Genomic DNA, 22,640 nt, shown 5'->3' with positions numbered 1-22,640 from the left:
GGCGAACACGTGTTCGAACAACGTGTTGAGGAAATCTGTGACTGACCAGCTCATCATCCGGGGAGCCCGGGAGCACAACCTCAAGGATGTCTCGCTCGACCTGCCGCGAGACGCCCTCATCGTCTTCACCGGGCTCTCCGGCTCCGGCAAGTCCTCCCTGGCGTTCGACACCATCTTCGCCGAGGGGCAGCGCCGCTACGTGGAGTCCCTGTCCGCCTACGCCCGGCAGTTCCTGGGGCAGATGGACAAGCCGGACGTCGACTTCATCGAGGGCCTGTCTCCCGCGGTCTCGATCGACCAGAAGTCGACCTCGAAGAACCCGCGCTCCACGGTCGGCACCATCACCGAGGTCTACGACTACCTGCGACTGCTCTACGCCCGCGCCGGCCGTCCGCACTGCCCCACCTGCGGGGCTCCGATCGAACGCCAGACCCCGCAGAAGATCGTGGACCAGGTCCTCGAGATGGAGGAGGGGCGCCGGTTCCAGGTGCTGGCCCCGGTGGTCCGCGGCCGCAAGGGGGAGTACGTCGACCTGTACCGCTCGCTCCAGACCCAGGGCTTCAGCCGGGCCCGGACCGATGGCGTGACGCACGCCCTGGACGACCCGCCGAAGCTCGACAAGCAGAAGAAGCACACGATCGAGGTGGTGATCGACCGGCTCTCGGTCAAGGAGTCCGCCAAGAGGCGGCTCACCGACTCGATCGAGACCGCGCTCTCGCTGGCGGACGGTCAGGTGATCCTGGACTTCGTCGACCTCGACGAGAAGGACCCGGGACGCGAGGTGCGGTTCTCCGAGCGGATGTCGTGCCCCAACGACCACCCGATCGACCACGACGAGCTGGAGCCCCGGTCCTTCTCCTTCAACTCCCCGTTCGGCGCCTGCCCGGCCTGCCACGGCATCGGCACCAAGATGGAGATCGACCCCGAGCTGGTCGTCCCCGACCCGCAGGCCACCCTTGGCGAGGGTGCGATCCAGCCCTGGACCGGAGCGCACGTCGCCGACTACTTCCTGCGGCTGATGGGGGCGCTGGGCGACGAGCTCGGCTTCGACCTGAACACGCCGTGGGAGAAGCTCCCGGCCAAGGCTCGCAAGGCCCTGCTCGAGGGGCACTCCACCAAGGTGCACGTGGTCACCCGGAACCGCTACGGGCGTCAGCGCTCCTACTACGCCGAGTTCGAGGGCGTGCGCGGCTACATCGAGCGTCGCCACCGCGAGGCCGAGACCGACACCAGCAGGGAGCGGTTCGAGGGCTTCATGCGCGAGGTGGCCTGCCCCACCTGTGGCGGCAGCCGGCTCAAGCCCGTCTCGATGGCGGTGACCCTGGGCGGCCGCTCGATCGCGGAGGTCTGCGCGCTGCCGATCAACGAGTGCGCGGAGTTCCTGCGCGACATCGAGCTGTCGCCGCGGGAGAAGCAGATCGCCGAGCGGGTGCTCAAGGAGATCCTGGAGCGCCTCAACTTCCTGCTCGACGTGGGCCTGGACTACCTCTCGCTGGACCGCCCGTCGGGGTCGCTGTCGGGCGGGGAGGCTCAGCGCATCCGTCTCGCCACCCAGATCGGGGCGGGACTGGTGGGCGTGCTCTACGTGCTGGACGAGCCCTCGATCGGGCTGCACCAGCGCGACAACCAGCGCCTCATCGAGACCCTGGTGCGGCTGCGCGACCTGGGCAACACCCTGATCGTCGTCGAGCACGACGAGGACACCATCCGGGTGGCGGACTGGGTCGTCGACATCGGGCCCGGTGCCGGCGAGCACGGCGGCCAGGTCATCCACTCCGGTGACGTCCAGGGTCTCTACGACCACCCCGACTCCATCACCGGCCAGTACCTGTCCGGCCGGCGCGAGATCCCGGTCCCCGAGCTGCGCCGTCCGCGCACCAAGGGTCGCGAGCTCGTCGTCAAGGGAGCCAAGGAGAACAACCTCGACGGCATCGACGTCGCGTTCCCGCTCGGCATGCTGGTCGCGGTCACCGGGGTGTCCGGCTCCGGCAAGTCGACCCTGGTCAACGACATCCTCTACACCTCGCTGGCCAAGCAGCTCCACCGGGCCCGGACCGTGCCGGGTCGGCACCGCACCATCACCGGGGTGGACCAGGTCGACAAGGTCATCCACGTCGACCAGTCGCCCATCGGCCGGACCCCGCGCAGCAACCCGGCGACGTACACCGGCGTCTTCGACCACGTCCGCAAGCTCTTCGCGCAGACGCCCGAGGCGAAGATGCGCGGCTACCTCCAGGGTCGCTTCTCCTTCAACGTCAAGGGCGGTCGCTGCGAGGCATGCCAGGGCGACGGCACGCTCAAGATCGAGATGAACTTCCTGCCCGACGTCTACGTGCCCTGCGAGGTCTGCCACGGGGCCCGGTACAACCGCGAGACGCTGGAGGTCCGCTTCAAGGGCCGCACCATCGCGGAGGTGCTCGACATGCCGATCGAGGAGGCCGCGGAGTTCTTCAGCGCCGTGCCCGCGATCGCGCGGCACATGAAGACGCTGACGGAGGTCGGGCTGGGCTACGTCCGGCTGGGACAGCCGGCGACCACCCTGTCCGGCGGCGAGGCGCAGCGCGTCAAGCTGGCCAGCGAGCTGCAGAAGAGGTCCACCGGACGCACCGTCTACGTGCTGGACGAGCCGACCACCGGACTGCACTTCGAGGACATCCGCAAGCTCCTGGGCGTGCTGGGTCGCCTGGTGGACCAGGGCAACACGGTGCTGGTGATCGAGCACAACCTCGACGTCATCAAGACCGCGGACTGGCTGATCGACATGGGCCCCGAAGGGGGCTCGCGCGGAGGCACCGTGGTGGCCACGGGCACGCCGGAGCAGGTCGCGGCCGTCCCCGAGAGCCACACCGGCAGGTTCCTGGCCCCTATTCTCGCCGGGAGAACGCACCTCTCGCCCACCGCCTCCAGGAGCACCGAGTGAACCCCCGAACCAGCATCGACGGACCGAGCCGACGCGCCACCCTCGCCGGGGCCGCCCTGACAGGGATCGGCATCCCGCTGCTCAGTGCCTGCGGCGGTGACGGTGACGACACCGCGGAGGACCACTCCGCCGTGCCGGCCGAGGCGCCGCGCAGCGGGGTGGCGATCGCCTCGACCGCGGACATCGGGGTCGGCGCCTGTGCCGTCTACCCGGATCTCAAGCTGGTGGTCGCCCAGCCTGCCGAGGGCGAGTTCAAGTGCTTCAGCGCGGTCTGCACGCACCAGGGGTGCCTGGTGAGCTCGAGCTCCGAGGGGGAGATCCCGTGCCGGTGCCACGGCAGCGCCTTCTCCCTCGAGGACGGCTCGGTGCTCGAGGGACCGGCGACCAGCGCGCTGACCGAGGTCCCGATCACGGTGTCGGGCTCGAAGATCATCCGCGCCTGAGGGCGCTGGCGGACCGCGCTGGCGGACAGGACGCGCCGACCGCGGTCGGCGCCCGAACGTAGGGTTGTGACATGGCTGTACCGGCGTCCTACCGTCCTGCGCCGGGGACGATCCCGACGCAGCCGGGGGTGTACCGGTTCCGCGACTCCCGGGGCAGGGTCATCTACGTCGGCAAGGCCAAGAACCTGCGCTCACGCCTGTCGTCGTACTTCGCCGACGTCCGCGGGCTGCACCCGCGCACCGCCTCGATGGTGACCACCGGGGCCAGCGTGGAGTGGACCGTGGTCCGCACGGAGGTCGAGGCGCTCCAGCTGGAGTACTCCTGGATCAAGGAGTTCGACCCGCGCTTCAACGTCAAGTACCGCGACGACAAGTCCTACCCGTGGCTGGCGGTGACCACCGGCGAGGAGTTCCCGCGGGTGATGGTGGGCCGGGGAGCAAAGAAGAAGGGGGTCCGCTACTTCGGGCCCTACAGCCATGCCTGGGCGATCCGGGAGACCGTCGACCAGCTGCTCCGGGTGTTCCCGATGCGCTCGTGCAGCAACGGAGTCTTCAAGCGCGCCCAGCAGGTGGGCCGCCCCTGCCTGCTGGGCTACATCGACAAGTGCTCGGCCCCCTGCGTGGGTGCGGTGAGCGCCGAGGAGCACCGGCGCATCGTGGACGACTTCTGCGACTTCATGGCCGGCAACACCGCCGCCTTCCTCAAGCGCGTCGAGCGCGAGATGTACGCCGCCTCCGAGGCGATGGACTTCGAGAAGGCGGCCCGGCTCCGCGACGACCTCGGCGCCCTGAACCGGTCCCTGGAGAAGCAGGCCGTGGTGTTCAACGACGCCACCGACGCCGACGTCATCGCCCTGGCCGAGGACCCGCTGGAGGTGGCGGTCCAGATCTTCTACGTGCGCGGCGGCCGGATCCGGGGCCAGCGGGGATGGGTGGCCGACCGCACCGACGAGGGGGACACCTCCCAGCTGGTGGAGGACTTCCTGCTCCAGCTCTACGCCGGCGAGCCGGACTCGATCCCGCGCGAGGTGCTGGTGCCGGCCCTGCCGCCCGACACCGGCACGATGGAGCAGCTGCTGTCGGGGATGCGGGGCGCGAAGGTCGCCATCCGGGTGCCCCAGCGGGGGGACAAGAAGTCCCTGCAGGAGACGGTGGCCAAGAACGCCGCCCAGGCCCTGATGCTGCACAAGACCAAGCGCGCCAGCGACCTCACCACCCGCAACAAGGCGCTGGAGGAGATCCAGCTGGCCCTCGGCCTCGACGAGGTCCCGCTCCGCATCGAGTGCTACGACGTCTCCAACCTTCAGGGCACCGAGGTGGTGGCCTCCATGGTCGTCTTCGAGGACGGCCTCCCGCGCAAGGGCGAGTACCGCCGCTTCGTGATCCGCGGGGTGGACGGGCAGAACGACGTCGCCTCCATGCACGAGGTCATCACCCGGCGCTTCCGCAGGCTGCTGGACGAGCAGGCCCGGTCCACCGAGGTGTCCACCGACTCCGGCCCGATGCTCGTGGACCCCGACACCGGTCGTCCCCGCAAGTTCGCCTACGCCCCGGGCCTGGTCGTCGTCGACGGCGGCCCGCCGCAGGTCTCGGCGGCGAGGCAGGCCCTGGCCGAGCTCGGGATCGACGACATCCCGGTGTGCGGTCTCGCCAAGCGGCTCGAGGAGGTCTGGGTCCCCGACGACGAGGACCCGGTGATCCTGCCGCGGACCAGCGAGGGCCTCTACCTGCTCCAGCGGATCCGCGACGAGGCACACCGCTTCGCCATCACCCACCACCGCGGCCGGCGCTCCCGGACCATGGTGGAGAGCGTGCTGGACGACGTGCCCGGGCTGGGGGAGGTACGGCGCAAGGCGCTGCTGCGGCACTTCGGCTCGCTGAAGAAGCTGCGACTGGCCGAGGTCGACGAGATCGCGCTGGTCCCCGGGATCGGACCGGCCACGGCTGCCGCCATCAAGGGGGCGGTCGCGGTCCAGGAGGGCAGCGGGAAGACTGGGACCCGGATCAACACCGCCACCGGCGAGATCGAGGAGGACTGATGGAGCAGCCAGCAGAGCTGGTGATCATCACCGGCATGACCGGCGCGGGTCGCAGCACGGCGGCCAAGGAGCTGGAGGACCTGGGCTACTTCGTCGTCGACAACCTCCCACCGACCCTGGTGCGCGACGTCGTGCGCCTGGTCGACGACAGCCGGGGCGTGACCCAGCCGATCGCCGTGGTGGTCGACGTGCGGTCGGGCTCGTTCTTCACCAGCCTGGCGGCCAACCGGCACCAGCAGGCGACCGGACGGCCCACCACGCTGCTCTACCTCGAGGCGATCGATGACGTCCTGGTACGGCGTCAGGAGGCGGTGCGCAGGCCGCACCCGCTGCAGGGCAGCGGGCGGCTGATCGACGGGCTGCGACGCGAACGGGTGGCGCTGGAGGAGATCCGCGGCGGTGCCGACCTGGTGATCGACACCAGCGCGATGAACGTGCACCAGCTGACCGACCGCATCGCGGAGCACTTCGGGTCGCCGGAGGCGCGTCGGCTCAAGGTGACGGTGATCAGCTTCGGGTTCAAGTACGGCATCCCGGTCGACGCCGACTTCGTCGCGGACATGCGCTTCCTGCCGAACCCGCACTGGATCCCCGAGCTGCGCCCGCGCAACGGCCGGGACCCCTCGGTCGCCGACTACGTCAAGAGCCAGTCCGGGGCCGAGGAGTTCCTCGACGGCTACCTGCCGCTGCTGGAGATCGCCGCGAAGGGCTACCTCAAGGAAGGCAAGCGGTTCATGACCGTCGCGGTCGGGTGCACCGGGGGCAAGCACCGCAGCGTCGCGATGACCGAGGAGATCACCGCCCGCCTGCTCGCCCAGGGCTACGACGTGCGCGCCACCCACCGCGACCTCGGACGGGAGTGAGATGACGCCTCACCAGGCCTCGGTGGTGGCGCTCGGCGGCGGGCACGGACTCCATGCCAGCCTCTCGGCCCTGCGGCGGGTGGTCACCGACATCACCGCGGTGGTGACGGTCGCCGACGACGGCGGGTCCTCGGGGCGGTTGCGCCGGGAGTTCGAGGTGCTGCCGCCGGGTGACCTGCGGATGGCGCTCTCGGCGCTCTGCGAGGACGAGGAGTGGGGCCAGACCTGGATGCGGGTGCTCCAGCACCGGTTCGACGGGGACGGCGAGCTGAAGGGGCATGCTCTGGGCAACCTGCTGATCGTCGGGCTGTGGGAGCTGCTCGACGACCCGGTGGCCGGACTCGACATGGTCGGGAGGCTCCTCGGCGCCAGGGGCCGGGTGCTGCCGATGTCCACCGTCCCCCTCGACATCACCGCCGAGGTGGAGGGCCCCCAGGGGGCCACGGTGCTGCGCGGCCAGGTGAGCGTGGCCACCGCCCAGGGGCGGATCCGCTCGGTCGCCCTCGACCCCCCGGACCCTCCGGCGTGCAAGGAGGCGGTGCTCGCGGTCCAGGAGGCCGACTGGGTGGTGCTGGGACCGGGCTCGTGGTTCACCTCCGTCATCCCGCACCTGCTGGTCCCTCAGCTTCGCGAGACACTGGTGTCCCGGGGCGGTCGCCTGGTCGTGGTGCTCAACCTCGAGGCTGCCGGCGAGACCGGGGGCTTCACCCCCTCGGACCACCTCTCGGCCCTGGCCTCGACGGCGCCGGGGTTGAAGGTGCACGCCGTCGTCGCCGACCCGACGTCGGTGAGCGACCGTGCCGCGCTGGACCGGGCCGTGGCCGAGCTCGGCGGCAGCCTGGTGGTCGCCGACGTGGCCCGTGGGGACGGGAGCAGCGCCCATGATCCGGACAAGCTGGGTGAGGTACTGCACAGCGTGATGGGCAGTAAGCCGGGAGTGGTCACGGGTGATTGACGTCCGTGGCAGGATTCGCGCATGGCGATGACGGCTCAGGTGAAGGCGGAGCTCGCCAACACCCAGATCACCAAGACCTGCTGCCGCAAGGCGGAGGTGGCCTCGATGCTCCGGTTCGCCGGCGGCCTGCACATCGTCAGTGGGCGGATCGTGGTGGAAGCCGAGCTGGACACCGGCGCGGCCGCACGTCGGCTGCGCAAGGACGTCGCCGAGGTCTACGGCCACCAGTCGGACGTCGTCATGGTGCAGGGGCACGGGATCCGCAAGGGCAGCCGCTACCTGGTGCGGGTGGTCAAGGACGGCGAGGCGTTGGCCCGCCAGACCGGGCTGCTGGACGCCCGTGGTCGTCCCGTGCGCGGTCTGCCCCCGGGCGTGGTCTCCGGTGGCGGCTGCGACGCCGTCGCCGCCTGGCGTGGCGCCTTCCTGGCGCACGGCTCGCTCACCGAGCCCGGCCGGTCCTCCTCCCTGGAGGTCACGTGTCCCGGACCGGAGGCGGCCCTGGCGCTGGTCGGCGTGGCCCGGCGCCTCGGCATCTCCGCCAAGGCGCGGGAGGTGCGCGGCGTGGACCGCGTCGTCATCCGCGACGGGGACGCGATCGGCGCCCTGCTCACCCGCCTGGGCGCTCACGAGACCCTGATGGCGTGGGAGGAGCGGCGGATGCGCCGTGAGGTCCGCGCCACGGCGAACCGTCTGGCCAACTTCGACGACGCCAACCTGCGCCGCTCGGCGCGCGCCGCCGTGGCGGCGGGCGCCCGGGTGGAGCGCGCCCTGGAGATCCTCGGGGACGAGGTGCCCGACCACCTCAAGCTGGCCGGTCACCTGCGGCTGGAGCACAAGCAGGCATCGCTGGAGGAGCTGGGCCAGCTGCACGAGCCGGTCCTCACCAAGGACGCCATCGCCGGCCGGATCCGGCGGCTGCTGGCCATGGCCGACAAGATGGCCGAGGACCGCGGGATCCCGGACACCGAGTCCTCGCTCACCCCGGAGATGCTGGCCGACGAGGCCTGAGCCGGCGTGGCGCGCGTCGGGGTGTGGCCCCTGGTGCACCCGTGATCGTCGCGCGCCGTGACGGTGTCGTCCCAATCACGACTGCGCCTGCGGGCGCGCTGACGGGGCGCGGTAGGCTCAGCTCCGCCGTCAGCCCACCGCTAGCCAGGAGTGATCGTGACTGTCCGTGTTGGAATCAATGGCTTCGGCCGTATCGGCCGCAACTTCTTCCGAGCCGTCCGTGCCTCGGGTGCCGACATCGAGATCGTCGGGGTCAACGACCTGACCGACAACGCCTCGTTGGCCCACCTGCTCAAGTTCGACTCGATCCTCGGCCGGCTGGACGCCGAGGTCTCCTCGACCGACACTGCCATCCACGTCGGGGACCAGGAGATCGCCGCCTTCGCCGAGCGCAACCCGGCCGACCTGCGGTGGGGTGACCTGGGCGTCGACGTCGTCGTCGAGTCCACCGGCTTCTTCACCGACGCCACCCAGGCGCGCGCGCACCTCGACGGCGGTGCCCGCAAGGTCATCATCTCGGCGCCCGCCAAGAACGAGGACATCACCGTGGTGATGGGCGTCAACCACGAGCTGTACGACCCCGCCAAGCACAACGTGATCTCCAACGCCTCGTGCACCACGAACTGCCTGGCCCCCATGGCCAAGGCGCTCCACGACGAGTTCACCATCGTCAAGGGCCTGATGACCACGATCCACGCCTACACCGCGGACCAGAACCTGCAGGACAACATCCACAAGGACCTGCGTCGGGCCCGCGCCGCCGCGCTGAACATCGTCCCCACCTCCACCGGTGCCGCGAAGGCCATCGGCCTGGTGCTCCCCGAGCTCAAGGGCAAGCTCGACGGCTTCGCCCTGCGCGTGCCCGTGCCCACGGGCTCGGCCACCGACCTCACCTTCGAGGCCGGCCGCGAGACCAGCGTCGAAGAGGTGAACGCCGCCATCGAGAAGGCCGCCGACGGTCGCTACCTGCGCTACTCGACCGACCCGATCGTGTCCACCGACATCGTCACCGACCCGGCGTCGTGCATCTTCGACGCGCCGCTGACCAAGGTCAACGGCAACATGGTCAAGGTCATCGGCTGGTACGACAACGAGTGGGGCTACTCCAACCGTCTCGTCGACCTGATCAGCCACGTCGGCACCACGCTCTGACGTGTCGGGCATCGACTCCCTGGGTGACCTCCGCGGCAAGCGGGTCCTCGTCCGGTCGGACCTGAACGTCCCGCTGGACAGCGACCGCATCGCCGACGACGGCCGGATCCGGGCCAGCGTGCCCACGATCCGTCGCCTCTCGGAGGCAGGCGCGAAGGTCGTCGTGATGGCGCACCTGGGGCGCCCCAAGGGCACCCCGGACCCGGCGTACTCGCTGGCTCCGGTGGCGCGCCGCTTGGGCGAGCTGCTGGGGCGCCAGGTCGCCTTCGCCCACGACACGGTGGGCCAGAGTGCCACCTCGGTGGTCTCGGCGCTGGCCGACGGCGACGTGGCGGTGCTGGAGAACGTCCGGTTCAACGAGGGTGAGACGAGCAAGGACGACGAGGTGCGGGCGTCCTTCGCCGGCCAGCTCGCCCAGCTCGGCGATGCCTTCGTCTCCGACGGCTTCGGCGTCGTGCACCGCAAGCAGGCCTCGGTCTACGACCTGGCGCTGCGCCTGCCGAGCGCGATGGGAGACCTGGTCGCCGCGGAGATCGACGTGCTGCGCCGGCTGACGGTCGAGCCGGAGCGCCCCTACGTGGTGGTGCTCGGCGGGTCCAAGGTCTCGGACAAGCTGGGCGTGATCGAGAACCTGCTGGACAAGGCCGACAAGCTGCTGATCGGCGGGGGGATGGTCTTCACCTTCCTCGCCGCTCAGGGCCACGAGGTCGGCAAGAGCCTGCTCGAGGAGGACCAGCTCGACACGTGTCGCCGCTACCTCGACGAGGCCGCCCAGCGCGGCGTGCAGATCGTGCTGCCGACCGACATCGTGGTGGACACCGCCTTCCCCTCCGGTGAGCGCGAGCCCGCCCCGAGGGTGGTGCCGGCCTCGGAGATCCCCGCGGACTGTCTCGGCCTCGACATCGGTCCGGACTCCGCGGCGGCCTTCGCCGCGGCCCTGGCCGGAGCCCGCACGGTCTTCTGGAACGGGCCCATGGGCGTCTTCGAGGTCCCGGCCTTCGCGGCGGGCACCCGGGCGGTGGCCCAGGCCCTGACCGGGATCGACGGCCTCTCGGTGGTCGGCGGTGGCGACTCCGCCGCCGCGGTACGCGCCCTGGGCTTCGAGGAGTCGGCCTTCGGACACATCTCCACCGGGGGCGGCGCCAGCCTGGAGTACCTCGAGGGCAAGGAACTGCCCGGCATCGCCGTTCTCGAACGCTGACCACTTCAGGAAGAGGAACCTCTGATGGGTGCCACCCGCACGCCGCTGATGGCGGGCAACTGGAAGATGAATCTGAACCACCAGGAGGCGGTGGTCCTGGTGCAGAAGCTCGCCTGGACCCTGGCCGACAAGCGCCACGACTTCAACCGGGTCGAGGTCGTGGTGGTGCCGCCGTTCACCGACCTGCGCTCGGTGCAGACGCTGGTCGACGGCGACCGACTCTCGGTGAGGTACGGCGCGCAGGACGTGTCGGTCCACGACAGCGGCGCCTACACCGGTGAGATCTCCGCTCAGATGCTCGCCAAGCTGGGCTGCTCCTACGTGGTGGTCGGTCACTCCGAGCGGCGGGAGTACCACGCGGAGACCGACGCCGTGGTCAACGCCAAGGCGCACAAGGCCCTGGCCGCCGGCATGACGCCCATCGTGTGCGTGGGGGAGGGCCTCGAGGTGCGGCAGTCGGGCCAGCACGTGGACTACACGCTGGCCCAGCTGGACGGCTCGCTGGCCGGCTTCACGGCCGAGCAGGTGGCCGGCCTGGTCGTCGCCTACGAGCCGGTGTGGGCCATCGGCACGGGTGAGGTCGCCACCCCCGAGGACGCCCAGGAGGTCTGTGCCGCCATCCGCGAGCGGGTCCGCCAGATCCACGGCGACGCCGCCGCGGACGGCTGCCGGGTGCTGTACGGCGGATCGGTCAAGCCGTCCAACGTGGCCGGGATCATGGAGAAGGCCGACGTGGACGGCGCACTGGTGGGCGGCGCGAGCCTGAAGGCCGAGGAATTCGGCGGAATTTGCCGTTTCCACGACATGCCAGTGCTATGACTCGGCAGAAGTGACGTAGGCTGCAGCCGTGATTCTGCTCTTTCAGACCCTGCTCATGATCTCCAGTCTGATCATGATCCTGCTCGTGCTGCTCCACAAGGGGCGCGGGGGCGGGCTCTCTGACATGTTCGGCGGAGGGGTGTCCAGCTCGCTGGGCGGCTCCTCGGTCGCCGAGCGCAACCTCGACCGCTTCACCGTCGGCGTCGGGGTCGTCTGGTTCTCGTGCATCGTGGCTCTGGGATTGCTGCTGGCCTACTAGGGGCTCATTGTTTGCTGCATTTCTTTTCTGGGAGGGATAGAAGTGGCTGGTGGAGGGAATGCGATCCGAGGGAGTCGGGTCGGAGCTGGACCAATGGGAGAGGCCGAGCGGGGAGAGGCGGCGCCGCGTCAGGCGGTGACCTACTACTGCTCGCACGCACACCGATCGGTGGTGACCTTCGCGATCGAGGCGGTGGTCCCCGAGACCTGGGACTGCCCCAAGTGCGGGCTGCCCGCCAACCTGGACTCGGAGAACCCGCCCCCGGCGCCGAAGATCGAGCCCTACAAGACCCATCTGGCCTACGTGAAGGAACGGCGTTCCGACGCGGAGGCCGCCAACATCCTCGACGAGGCCATCCAGCTGCTGAGGAGCCGGCGCAAGGCCGGCGACATCATCTTCTAGGCGCCGCTGCGGTTGCGCCACTCGGCTAGGTTCGGGTGATGCGACACATCCGTGACCAGTTCGGCGACTTCGTCTTCGCTCGGGTCGCCGGTCCAGACGGACCTTCGCGACGCGAGCGAATCCATGGCACGCCCGGGCCTCGCTGGTTCCCTCCGGGGAGCCCCGTCGCCCGGGTGCACGGGGATGCCTCGATGTTCGTGGGCGGCATCCGCGCGGTCGTCCTGCAGACGCTGCACCCGGTCGCGATGCAGGCTGTCTCGGAGCACTCCGGCTTCCGGGGTGACCTGTGGGGGCGGCTGGCCCGCACCTCGGAGTTCCTGGCGGTCACCACCTTCGGGCCCGTGGACCAGGCGGAGAGCGCGGTCGCACTGGTGCGACGCATCCACGAGCACGTCCGTGGGACCACTCCGGACGGCACGCCGTACGTCGCGAGCGACCCGCACCTGCTCGCCTGGGTGCACGCCGCCGAGATCGACAGCTTCCTGGTGGCCCACCAGGCCTACGGCGACCGTCCGCTGGACCCGGACGAGCAGGACGAGTACGTCGCCCAGGCGGGGCTGGTGGCGGCCCGTCTGGGAGTGGTGGAGCCGCCGCGCGACGTCGCCTCCCTCAGGGGTGTGCTCGAGGCCTACCGCCCGGAGCTGCGGAGCACCCCCGCCGCGCGCGAGGCGGTGCACGACGTGCTGTGGAACCCGGCTCTGCCCGCTGCCGCCCGCCCCGGCTACGCCATGCTGCGCACCGCGGCCGTGGGTCTGCTTCCCGAGTGGAGCCGCGAGCCCTTGGGTCTGGCGAACAGGCCCTGGCTCGACCGGACCGTGGCCCGAGGACTAGGGCACGTCTCGACGGGGGTTGTTCGCTGGGCGCTGACGTCGGGGCACGCCAAGGCCCGGGAGCTTACGCGCGACAGGGCAGCCGCCTAGTGAGTGGACCCGTCCTGGCTGGGTGACGCGACACCGGGGGTCTTGTCGACGTACCGCCTCTTGTGGAACCTCACGGACCCGTCGGGGTGGTGTTTGGTGAGGTAGGTGGTGTCGTGGGTGCGGTGGTGATGCCAGGGGCAGAGGAGCTTGAGCTCGTCGGCGTTGGTGGTGCCGCCTTGGGACCAGGGGGTGCGCCAGTGGTGGGCTTCGCAGAAGGTGGCAGGGACGGAGCAGCCGTGGGCGCGGCAGGTGGGGTGGTTCAGGGCCTCTTTGAGGCGTTGGGCTCTGCTGAACAGCCGGCTGGACCGGCCTAGGTCCAGGATCTCGGACTTGGTGCCGAGGATCGCGGGGATCAGGTTGGCGGTGCACGCCAGTCGGCGGACGTTTTCGGCGGTGATCCGCGTGCCGTCGAGGGTGGTGCCCTCGCCGAGGCCGGTGCGGAGCTTGTCGAAGTCGATGGTGATGACCACCGACGTGGCGGATCCGCCGTGCAGGGGCATCAGGTCGGTGGGTAGACATTCGATGAGGGCGCAAAACGCTTGGCCTTGGAGGCGGTCGAAGGGGGTCTTGGTGCCGGTCGCGGGGTCGATGATGCCGGCGCGGGGCCCTTGCCCGGTGCGGGGTGAGGTAAAGGCGTCGAGGTAGGTCTTGAGTCGGCGGGCGAGGGCGTCGGGGATTCGGGCGGAGAGGTCGGTGGACCCGTCGCCGCGGCGTCGCATGGTCAGCCGGGTCGCGGCCGAGGCGCGTCGTTCGGCGGCCTCGAGTTGGCGGCGTTCGGTCTCTTCGGCGATGTCGGGGGCGATGACGCTGAGGATCTTCTCCCCAAGGCGGCGGAGCTCACCCGGGGTGTGGTTGGCTGCGAGGTCGATCAGCCTGGTCTCGGCCTGGGCCAGGATCTCGGGGGTGACTGCACAGTCGGGATGGTCGCGGCCCACGGCGGTGAGGTCGTCCAGGCAGCGGGTAATCACTTTGGCTTGGGCGATCGTCACGGCTCCGACGTGGACTGCGGTGCCCGTGCTCAACCAGTCCCGTTCCAGGGATCGGGCGAGGTGTTGCGCCCCGGCGGCGACACCGCGGTCGAGGTTGGTGTTGGCGGCCAGCCATGCGGCCATGTCCTTGGCGCCGGTGTCCTCGGCAACATCGCGGCGGAGTCGATGACCCGGAGCCAGAGAACTTCGACGAGGTCCCGGGCGCGGGCGAGATCGAGCAGGGCTTGTTCCTTGTCCCCGAGGCGCATGTATGCCGGATCTACCCGGGCGACGGACTGCACGGCGGTGATGATCGTGGCGGCGCAGCCCAGCACCGGGTGTGCGGTGGGGGTCGGGGACCAGGTCATACGGTAAATCTAGAGGCGACCGCCGACAGTATTGGGACTGTATTCGAACAGTTGTCCTATGTCGCCTGGTGCGGATACGTCACGCTCGCACTGCGGGAGTCGACGTGCTTGCGCTGCTCGGCGGCGTGGCCGCGGCGAGCATTGAGGTGTTCGCGCAGGATGGTCGTCCAGGCGTCGTGGCTCGCGCGGCGTACTTTCACGCTGGGCGACCCCGACCGAGGTCCTACTCGAGTCGTGAGGCGGCAGAGCTGTCAAGGAACCAGATGGTCGCCTCGCGTCCGTGCACCCGCGCTGCGGGGCTCCCGGCCGAGCCGGGGGAGAGGCCGGCGACCGCGCTGGCCACGGCGTCGGCCTTCTCGTGCCCGGAGACCAGGAACCACACCTCGCTGGTGCGGCACAGGGCGGGGAGCGTCAGGGAGACGCGATCCGGTGGCGGTTTGGGGGAGTCGTGCACGGCGACGGCGTACCTGGTGTCGACCTCGACCTCGGGTCTCCCCGGGAAGAGGGAGGCCACGTGGCCGTCCGGCCCCAGCCCCAGCAGGACGAGGTCGAACCCGGTCGAGCCGGAGGCGAGGACCGTGCGGGCCAGCAGCTCGTCATAGGCGTCCGCGGCTGCCTCTGCGCTCTCCGCCTCGTCCTGGGCCGGGACCTCGTGCACCAGCGCGGGATCCACCCCGACGTGGTTCAGCCAGGCCTCGGCCGCCTGGCGGCAGTTGCGGTCCCCGGAGCCGGCTGGGACGAAGCGCTCGTCCCCCCACCAGAGAGCGACCCGCGACCAGTCCACCGAGCAGTCCTGCGCGCGGCGGGCCACCTCGCGGTGCACCACGTCGGCCACACCTCCGCCGGTGAGCACCACCTGGGGCACCCGCCCCTGCGCCTGCAGCTCCTCCAGCCGGGCCAGCAACCGGCTGGCAACCTCGCTGGCCAGCTCGGCGGCGTCCTCGTGGACCTTCACCGAGGCGGTCATCGGGCCTTCGCACCGCTCTTCCTGGGCTTCGCCTTGAGCAGCTGGGCGGCGGTCTCGGCGTAGATGTCGTCCTCGTCGAGACGCCGCAGCTCCTCGGCGAGCAGCACGGGCACCGCACGGCGGGCCAGGGCCATGGGCCGGTCGGGTGCGCCGGGGGAGGAGACCGTGGCCAGCTTGCCGTCGGTGCGCCGGATGCTGATGTCCCCGTCCTTGCCGGTCAGCACCACCTCGGTGATCCCCGGGCCGTCGGAGGTACGACGCTCCACGTCGGCGCGGAGTCGGTGACCCAGCCAGGCGGAGAGCAGGTCGGCAGAGGGACTGACCTTCTCGGCCTCCACCACGACCTGGCTCACCTTGGTGGGGTGCTGGTCCAGGGCCGCGGCCAGGAGCGCACGCCACAGCGTCGTGCGGGTCCAGGCGAGGTCGGTGTTGCCCTTGGTGTAGGCCGCACACTGACGCATCAACGCCGTGGTGTGTCCGTGGGTGACCAGGGCGCTGTCGGTGATCCGACGCTGGGCCAAGGACCCCAGCGGGTCGGCCGCCGGGTCCGCCGGGGGGTCGATGGGCCACCAGATCGCCACCGGCGAGTCCGGCAGCAGCAGGGGCAGGACCACCGACTCCGCGTGCTTGACCACCTCGCCCTTGAGCCTGATCAGCGCGGTCTCCCCGCTCCAGCCCGACCCGATCCCCACCTGGGCGTCCACCTGGGCGGCGCCGCGGCCATCGCCCAGGATGACCCCGAGGACCCGCGCCGGGTGCTCGTGGGAGGCCTCCTGGGCCGCCTTCATCGCCCGGACGGCGTGCTCCTCGGGGACCACCACGATCATCGTCAGGACCATGCCCATCACGGGGCTTCCGGACTGGGTGCGGTTGCGGACGAACTCGGCCGCGATGGCCGAGGCGTTGGTGTCGACGAGCTCGATCATGGCCTTCTCCAGGTGCGACCGTGGCGGGAGAGCATCGCGTCCGAGGACGAGGGACCCCAGGCGCCGGAGGCGTAGGGCTCGGGGCTGCCCGTCCTGGCCCAGTGCTCGAGCACCGGATCCAGGATCTTCCAGGACAGCTCGACCTCCTCGTGCCGCGGGAAGAGCGGCGGGTCGCCCAGCAGGACGTCGAGGATGAGCCGCTCGTAGGCCTCCGGGGAGCTCTCGGTGAACGAGCCGCCGTAGGCGAAGTCCATGGACACGTCCCGGATCTCCAGGGCGGTCCCGGGCACCTTCGAGCCGAATCGCAGGGTCATCCCCTCGTCCGGCTGCACGCGCACCACCAGCGCGTTCTGCGTCAGCTCCTCGGTGGAGTGCTCGCTGAACGGCAGGTGCGGCGCCCGCTTGAACACCACGGCGACCTCGGTGACGCGGCGCGCCAGTCGTTTGCCGGTGCGCAGGAAGAACGGGACCCCGGCCCAGCGGCGGTTCTCCACCTCCACGGTGATCGCGGCGAAGGTCTCGGTCCTGGAGTCCTTGGCGATCCCCTCCTCCTGAAGGAAACCCGGCACCTTCTCGCCGCCGGCCCAGCCCTCGACGTACTGGCCGCGGGCAGTGGTCCGGTTCAGGGGCTTGGCCAGCACGACGGCGGCCAGCACCTTCTCCTTCTCCACCCTCAGCGAGTCAGCGTCGAAGGAGGTGGGCTCCTCCATGGCGACCAGGGCCAGCAGCTGGAGGAGGTGGTTCTGGATGACGTCCCGAGCCGCTCCGATGCCGTCGTAGTAACCCGCGCGGCCCCCGATCCCGACGTCCTCGGCCATGCTGATCTGGACGTGGTCGACGTAGTTGCTGTTCCACAGGGGCTCGAACATCTCGTTCGCGAAGCGCATCGCCAGGATGTTCTGGACCGTCTCCTTGCCCAGGTAGTGGTCGATCCGGAAGATCGAGCCGGAGGGGAACACCTCCCCGAGCACCTCGTTGAGCTCGCGGGCAGACTCCAGGTCGTGGCCGAAGGGCTTCTCCACCACCACACGCCGCCAGGCGTTCGGGTCCTCTGCCAGTCCGTGCTCCTGCAGCTGGCTCGCCACGGTGCCGAACAGGCCCGGGGGGATGGCGAGGTAGAAGGCGTGGTTGCCGCCGGTGCCGCGGACCTCGTCCAGCTCGAGGAGGGTTCGCCGCAGCGTGTCGAAGGCGTCGTCGTCGTCGAAGGCCCCGGCCACGAAGCGGAACCCTTCGGCGAGCTGGTCCCACACCTCCTGCCGGAACTCGGTACGGGCGTGCTCCTTGACCGCGTCGTGCACGATCTGGGCGAAGTCCTGGTCCTCCCAGTCCCGGCGCGCGAAGCCGACGAGGCTGAAGCCCGGAGGCAGCAGCCCACGGTTGGCCAAGTCGTAGATCGCGGGCATGACCTTCTTGCGGGACAGGTCGCCGGTGACTCCGAAGATCACCATGCTGCACGGGCCGGCGATGCGGGGCAGCCGACGGTCCCGCGGGTCGCGCAGCGGATTGGGGCGCTCGGTGGGGCTCATGACAGGGCCTGGATCAGCGCCTGCAGGTCGGCAGGCGAGGACAGATGGACGCGGAGCACCGGCCGGCCCTTGTCGGCCAGCACCGCGGCGTCCCCGACAGCCTGGGCGGTGAGGAACTCGTGGAAGGTGAACGGCCGGTCGGGGACAGCCAGGTCCGCGGACGGCTGGCCGGTGAGCTGCAGGTAGACCCCGCTCGCCGGTCCTCCCTTGTGGTACTGCCCCGTGGAGTGCAGGAACCGGGGTCCCCAACCGAAGGTCACCGGGCGGCCCGTCGCCTCCGCCAGCCGAGAGCGGACGCCGGCGAGCTGTGCGTCCCGGTGCCGGTCCAGGTAGGCCTGCACGGCGAGGTAGCCGTGGTCGTCGTCGAGCTGGGCCAGCAGGGCGGACACCGCCGCCTTGACGGTGCCGGTGCCCTCGGGCAGCCACCCGGGGGAGGCGAAGACCGTCAACGGCCCGTCGGCGAACAGCGGCGCGGGTGCGTCCCCGGAGCCGTCGAGCATCTCTCGGGCCGCCGCCTTGGCGCTCTCCACGTCCGGCTGGTCGAAGGGGTTGATCGCCAGCACCCCGCCGGCGACCGCGGTCGCGTGCTCCCAGAGCAGCATCATGGCCCCCAGGGGGGCGTCGACGGCCACGGACCAGCCCGAGGGGGCCGAGGCCGGCTCCTTGCCGGGGCCGTACGTGACGAGCACCGAGTCGGCGGTGGCGGGGTGGAAGTTCGGCGCCTGCGTGCCCTCGACGACGACGGGGAGGACGCCCTTGCCCTGCTTGCCCGTCGACTCCGCGACGAGCTGCTCGGCCCAGTCACCGAACCCCGGGAACGGTGACCCGGCGTCCGCCAGGACCAGCTTGTCGATCTTCCGGCTCGCGGCCAGCCCCAGCAGGGCACCGAGCCGGAGGCCGGGGTTCTCGGGGGAGTCGACGGCGAGGTCGGCCCGCGCCCGATCGGCGTCGTCGAGCAGCCCGGAGATGTCGACGCCGGCCAGTCCCGAGGGGACCAGCCCGAAGGCGGTCAGGGCGGAGAACCTGCCACCGACCTCGGGGTCGGCACGGAAGACCCGGTAACCGGCTGCGGAGGCCTGCTCGTCCAGCGGGGATCCCGGGTCGGTGACCACGACGATCCGCTCCGCCGGGTCGATCCCGGCGTCCTGGAACGCCTTCTCGAACGCTCGTCTCTGACTGTCGGTCTCCACGGTGCCGCCGGACTTCGACGACACCACCACGACGGTGCGGGCGAGCTCGTCCTCGAGGGCGGCCCGCACGAAGTCGGGGTCGGTGGAGTCCAGGACCACCAGCGGCACGCCGGCGGCCTGGCAGATCACCTCCGGGGCCAGCGAGGAGCCGCCCATGCCGCACAGCACGACGCGGTCCAGGCCCCGGGCCTGCAGGTCCTGGCGCAGGGCGAGGATCTCGTCCACCAGCGGCCTGGAGGCCGTCGGCAGGTCCACCCAGGCCAGCCGCTTGGCGGCCTCCTGCTCGGCCTCGGGACCCCACAGGGTGGGGTCCCGGTCCGCCAGCCGGCCGGCCACCCCGCCGCGGACGAGGTCACCCAGGACCGCGTCGTAGGAATCCCCGTCGGCCACGTCGAGCGCCAGGGACCACCCGGCGCCCCACGCCCCCTCCCACGTGGTCATGCCTGGCGGGCCTTGTCGAGCTGACCCCGCACCGTGTCCAGAAGCTCCTCCCAGGCGGTGACGAACTTGTCGACCCCCTCACGCTCGAGGATCTCGATGACGTCGTCGTAGTCGATGCCGGCAGCCGCGAGGGCGTCCATCGTCTCGCGCGCGTCGGCGTACTGCGTGGTGACCTGGTCGCCGTTGACCTCGCCGTGGTCGGCGAAGGCCTGCAAGGTCTTCTCCGGCATGGTGTTGACCGAGCCGGGCACCACCAGGTCGGTGACGTACATCGTGTCCCGGTAGTCGGGGTTCTTCACCCCGGTGGAGGCCCACAGCGGTCGCTGGGGTCGGGCGCCCGCGGCGGCCAGCCTCTCCCACCGCTCGCCGGAGAAGACCTCCTCGAAGGCCTGGTAGGCCAGGCGGGCGTTCGCCACGCCCGCGCGCCCGCGCAGGGACGCGTCCGCCCCGGAGGCCTCGAGACGCTTGTCGATCTCGGTGTCGACCCGGGAGACGAAGAACGACGCCACGGAGTGGATCTTGCTGAGGTCGTGCCCGTTCTCCAGAGCCTGCTCCAGACCCGAGAGGTAGGCCTCCATGACTCCGCGGTAGCGCTCGAGGCCGAAGATCAGCGTGACGTTGACGCTGATCCCCTCGGCCAGCACCGTGGTGATCGCGGGGGCTCCCTCGGTGGTCGCGGGGATCTTGATCAGCAGGTTCTCCCGGTCGATCTCGGTCCACAGCTCGCGCGCCGAGGTCGTGGTGGCCTCGGTGTCGGCCGCCAGGGCGGGGGAGACCTCGATCGAGACCCGCCCGTCCACGCCCTCGGTGGCCTCCCAGACCGGGCGCAGGATGTCGCAGGCATCCCGTACGTCGGACGTGGTGAGCGCGAAGACGGTGGCGTCCACGTCCGCGCCCGAGGCCGCCAGCTCGCGCACCGCGGCGTCGTACCGCTCCCCGTCGGCCAGGGCAGCGGCGAAGATGGAGGGGTTCGTGGTGACCCCGACCACCGAGTCGCTCTTGACCAGGTCGGCGAGGTTCCCGGTCTCGATGCGCTCGCGGGAGAGGTCGTCCAGCCAGATGGACACCCCCGCTGCGGACAGTGACTTCAGACGATCGGACATGGTGTGTGCCTCCAGTGGTGCTGGTCGGTGGTGCTGGTCCGTGCCGTGGTCCGCAGCGAGGCCTCGTCTCAGGCGGTGGCCGTCGCGATGCTGTCCAGCGCCGCGGTGACGACCGCCTCGGCGGTCATGCCGTACTCGGTGTAGATGCGGGTGAAGTCGGCGCTGGCGCCGTACTGCTCGATGGAGACGATCCGTCCCGCGTCCCCGACCAGCTCGCGCCACCCCAGGGCGATGCCTGCCTCGACGCTGACTCGCGCCTTGACGATCGGCGGGATGACCTGGTCGCGGTAGGCCTGGGTCTGGGCGTTGAACCACTCCACGCAGGGCATCGACACGACGCGGGCCCGGACCCCCTGCTCGGCCAGCAGCTCGCGCGCCCGGACCGCGAGCTGCACCTCCGAGCCGGTGCCGATGAGCACCACGTCCGGCTGACCGCCCTCGGCCTCGAGCAGGACGTACCCGCCCTTCTCCACGTCGGTGGTGTCCGCCCAGCGCTGACCCGTCTCCGGGTCCTCGCCGCGGGGGAAGACCGGGACGTTCTGCCGGGTCAGGCACAGGCCGGCCGGCCGGTCGGTGTGCTGCAGGACCGCCTTCCAGGCCGCCGCGGTCTCGTTGGCGTCCGCAGGACGTACCACGTCGAGCCCGGGGATCGCGCGCAGCGCGGCGATGTGCTCGATGGGCTGGTGGGTGGGGCCGTCCTCGCCGAGACCGATCGAGTCGTGGGTCCAGACGTAGATGGTCGGGGCCTGCATCAGCGCCGCGAGCCGCACCGCGGGACGCATGTAGTCGGAGAACTGGAGGAAGGTGCCGCCGAAGACGCGGGTCCCCCCGTGCAGGGTGATCCCGTTCATGATCGCGCCCATGGCGTGCTCGCGGATGCCGAAGTGCAGCACGCGGCCGTAGGGGTTGCCCTTCCACTGCCGCGTGGAGTGCTCGGTCGGGATGAAGGACTCCGCGCCCTTGATCGTGGTGTTGTTGGACTCGGCCAGGTCGGCGGAGCCGCCCCACAGCTCGGGCAGCACGCCGGCGACGGCGTTGATCACCTCACCGGACGCCTTGCGGGTGGCCACCCCCTTGGGGTCGGCCTCCCAGGAGGGCAGGCTGGAGTCCCAGCCGTCGGGCAGGGTCCGGCCCTTGACCCGGTGCAGCAGTGCCGCGGCGCCGGGGTTGCGCTCGGCCCACTCCGCGTACTGAGCGTCCCACTGGTGGCCGGCGGCCTTGCCGCGCTCCAGGGCGAGGCGGGTGTGGGCGATGACGTCGTCGGGAACCTCGAAGGTCTTCGCCGGGTCGAAGCCCATGAGCTCCTTGGCGGCAGCGACCTCCTCGGCCCCCAGGGCGGAGCCGTGCGAGGCGCCGGTGCCCCGAGCGTTGGGGGCGGGCCAGGCGATGATCGTGCGCAGCTTGATGAACGACGGCCGGTCGGTCACGGCGCGCGCCGCGGCCAGGGCGTCGTACAGGGCGGGCACGTTCTCGTCGTAGGCGTCCGGGTTGCTGCGGTCGCCCGCCCAGTCCACGACCTGCACGTGCCAGCCGTAGGCCTCGTAGCGAGCGGCCACGTCCTCGGTGAAGGCGACGTCGGTGTCGTCCTCGATGGAGACCTGGTTGTCGTCCCAGATCAGGGTGAGGTTGCCCAGCTGCTGGTGACCCGCGATGGAGGAGGCCTCGGCGGAGACACCCTCCTGGAGGTCGCCGTCGGAGGCCAGGCAGTAGACGTGGTGGTCGAAGAGCGACTCCCCGGACGGCGCGTCGGGGTCCAGGAGGCCGCGCTGGCGACGAGCCGCCATGGCCATGCCGACGGCGTTCGCCACGCCCTGGCCCAGGGGGCCCGTGGTGGTCTCCACGCCCGCGGTGTGGCCGAACTCCGGGTGGCCCGGGGTCTTGGAGCCCCAGGTGCGCAGCGCCTTGATGTCGTCGAGCTCGAGACCGAAGCCGGCGAGGTAGAGCTGGATGTAGAGGGTGAGGCTGGTGTGGCCGCAGGAGAGGATGAACCGGTCGCGAGCGATCCAGTCGGGATCGGCGGGGTCGTGCCGCATGACCTTCTGGAAGAGCAGGTAGGCCACGGGAGCCAGGCTCATGGCGGTGCCGGGGTGACCGTTGCCGACCTTCTGCACGGCGTCCATCGCCAGCACTCGGACGGTGTCCACGGCCTTCTGGTCGAGCTCCGTCCAGT

20 protein-coding genes are annotated in these 22,640 nt (G+C 70.8%); 12 read left to right on the top strand and 8 right to left on the bottom strand.

Annotation, left to right across the window (positions count from 1 at the left end; translation table 11 throughout):
- The first annotated feature begins 37 nt into the window (after positions 1–37).
- The 12 genes from uvrA to C0R66_RS09930 all read left to right on the top strand — a co-directional run bounded on the left by uvrA (position 38) and on the right by C0R66_RS09930 (position 12,981).
- A complete protein-coding gene (gene uvrA / locus C0R66_RS09985; protein WP_101524569.1) occupies positions 38–2,920 on the top strand; it encodes an excinuclease ABC subunit UvrA in 2,883 nt (960 codons plus the stop codon).
- Complete coding sequence (locus C0R66_RS09980; protein WP_240311698.1) at positions 2,917–3,363, top strand: Rieske (2Fe-2S) protein; 447 nt, start codon at positions 2,917–2,919, stop codon at positions 3,361–3,363. The genes uvrA and C0R66_RS09980 overlap by 4 nt, the downstream gene beginning before the upstream one ends.
- Before the next feature lie 71 nt (positions 3,364–3,434).
- Positions 3,435–5,402 carry an excinuclease ABC subunit UvrC gene (uvrC, locus tag C0R66_RS09975; RefSeq protein WP_101524568.1) on the top strand — a complete coding sequence of 656 codons (1,968 nt, stop codon included), beginning with the start codon at positions 3,435–3,437 and terminating at the stop codon, positions 5,400–5,402.
- Complete coding sequence (gene rapZ / locus C0R66_RS09970) at positions 5,402–6,265, top strand: RNase adapter RapZ (RefSeq protein ID WP_101524567.1); 864 nt, start codon at positions 5,402–5,404, stop codon at positions 6,263–6,265. Before uvrC ends, rapZ begins: the two co-directional genes overlap by 1 nt.
- Before the next feature lies 1 nt (position 6,266).
- Positions 6,267–7,220: a gluconeogenesis factor YvcK family protein gene (locus C0R66_RS09965; protein ID WP_199286630.1), complete on the top strand. Its 954-nt coding sequence runs from the start codon at positions 6,267–6,269 to the stop codon at positions 7,218–7,220.
- Positions 7,221–7,241: 21 nt separating this feature from the next.
- On the top strand, positions 7,242–8,228 hold the full coding sequence (gene whiA, locus C0R66_RS09960) for a DNA-binding protein WhiA (RefSeq protein WP_101524566.1): 987 nt from the start codon (positions 7,242–7,244) through the stop codon (positions 8,226–8,228).
- A 156-nt stretch (positions 8,229–8,384) separates the two neighbouring features.
- A complete protein-coding gene (gene gap, locus C0R66_RS09955) occupies positions 8,385–9,380 on the top strand; it encodes a type I glyceraldehyde-3-phosphate dehydrogenase (protein ID WP_101524565.1) in 996 nt (331 codons plus the stop codon).
- A 1-nt stretch (position 9,381) separates the two neighbouring features.
- Entirely contained in the window at positions 9,382–10,581 is a 1,200-nt protein-coding gene (locus C0R66_RS09950; RefSeq protein WP_101524564.1) for a phosphoglycerate kinase, read from the top strand.
- A 24-nt stretch (positions 10,582–10,605) separates the two neighbouring features.
- Positions 10,606–11,400: a triose-phosphate isomerase gene (tpiA, locus tag C0R66_RS09945; protein ID WP_101524563.1), complete on the top strand. Its 795-nt coding sequence runs from the start codon at positions 10,606–10,608 to the stop codon at positions 11,398–11,400.
- Positions 11,401–11,428: 28 nt separating this feature from the next.
- Positions 11,429–11,659, top strand: coding sequence for a preprotein translocase subunit SecG (gene secG / locus C0R66_RS09940; RefSeq protein ID WP_101524562.1), 231 nt, complete (start codon positions 11,429–11,431; stop codon positions 11,657–11,659).
- A 42-nt stretch (positions 11,660–11,701) separates the two neighbouring features.
- On the top strand, positions 11,702–12,061 hold the full coding sequence (locus tag C0R66_RS09935) for an RNA polymerase-binding protein RbpA (RefSeq protein WP_101524561.1): 360 nt from the start codon (positions 11,702–11,704) through the stop codon (positions 12,059–12,061).
- A gap of 38 nt (positions 12,062–12,099) precedes the next feature.
- A complete protein-coding gene (locus C0R66_RS09930) occupies positions 12,100–12,981 on the top strand; it encodes an oxygenase MpaB family protein (protein ID WP_101524560.1) in 882 nt (293 codons plus the stop codon).
- Here C0R66_RS09930 and C0R66_RS09925 read toward each other — a convergent pair.
- The 8 genes from C0R66_RS09925 to tkt all read right to left on the bottom strand — a co-directional run bounded on the left by C0R66_RS09925 (position 12,978) and on the right by tkt (position 22,590).
- Complete coding sequence (locus tag C0R66_RS09925) at positions 12,978–14,093, bottom strand: HNH endonuclease signature motif containing protein (protein WP_101524559.1); 1,116 nt, start codon at positions 14,091–14,093, stop codon at positions 12,978–12,980. The genes C0R66_RS09930 and C0R66_RS09925 overlap by 4 nt on opposite strands.
- A complete protein-coding gene (locus C0R66_RS18680) occupies positions 14,000–14,317 on the bottom strand; it encodes a hypothetical protein (protein WP_158647982.1) in 318 nt (105 codons plus the stop codon). The genes C0R66_RS09925 and C0R66_RS18680 overlap by 94 nt, the downstream gene beginning before the upstream one ends.
- A 223-nt stretch (positions 14,318–14,540) precedes the next feature.
- Positions 14,541–15,284 (bottom strand): 6-phosphogluconolactonase, encoded by a 744-nt coding sequence (pgl, locus tag C0R66_RS09920; protein WP_101524558.1) that lies wholly within the window; start codon positions 15,282–15,284, stop codon positions 14,541–14,543.
- The gene (locus tag C0R66_RS09915) at positions 15,281–16,210 is read right to left on the bottom strand and encodes a glucose-6-phosphate dehydrogenase assembly protein OpcA (RefSeq protein WP_101524557.1); all 930 of its coding nucleotides are present in this window, start codon (positions 16,208–16,210) and stop codon (positions 15,281–15,283) included. The genes pgl and C0R66_RS09915 overlap by 4 nt, the downstream gene beginning before the upstream one ends.
- Positions 16,207–17,736: a glucose-6-phosphate dehydrogenase gene (gene zwf / locus C0R66_RS09910; protein ID WP_101524556.1), complete on the bottom strand. Its 1,530-nt coding sequence runs from the start codon at positions 17,734–17,736 to the stop codon at positions 16,207–16,209. Before zwf ends, C0R66_RS09915 begins: the two co-directional genes overlap by 4 nt.
- Complete coding sequence (locus C0R66_RS09905; protein WP_101524555.1) at positions 17,733–19,367, bottom strand: glucose-6-phosphate isomerase; 1,635 nt, start codon at positions 19,365–19,367, stop codon at positions 17,733–17,735. The genes zwf and C0R66_RS09905 overlap by 4 nt, the downstream gene beginning before the upstream one ends.
- Entirely contained in the window at positions 19,364–20,470 is a 1,107-nt protein-coding gene (gene tal, locus C0R66_RS09900; RefSeq protein ID WP_101524554.1) for a transaldolase, read from the bottom strand. Before tal ends, C0R66_RS09905 begins: the two co-directional genes overlap by 4 nt.
- 68 nt (positions 20,471–20,538) lie before the next feature.
- The gene (gene tkt, locus C0R66_RS09895; protein ID WP_241901658.1) at positions 20,539–22,590 is read right to left on the bottom strand and encodes a transketolase; all 2,052 of its coding nucleotides are present in this window, start codon (positions 22,588–22,590) and stop codon (positions 20,539–20,541) included.
- Positions 22,591–22,640 lie beyond the last annotated feature (50 nt).

It is taken from the genome of Nocardioides houyundeii, assembly GCF_002865585.1.
GTDB classification, from domain to species: Bacteria; Actinomycetota; Actinomycetes; order Propionibacteriales; family Nocardioidaceae; genus Nocardioides; species Nocardioides houyundeii.
The sequence above is the reverse complement of the archived record's forward strand: the minus strand, read 5'-3'. Positions and strand labels throughout refer to the sequence as shown.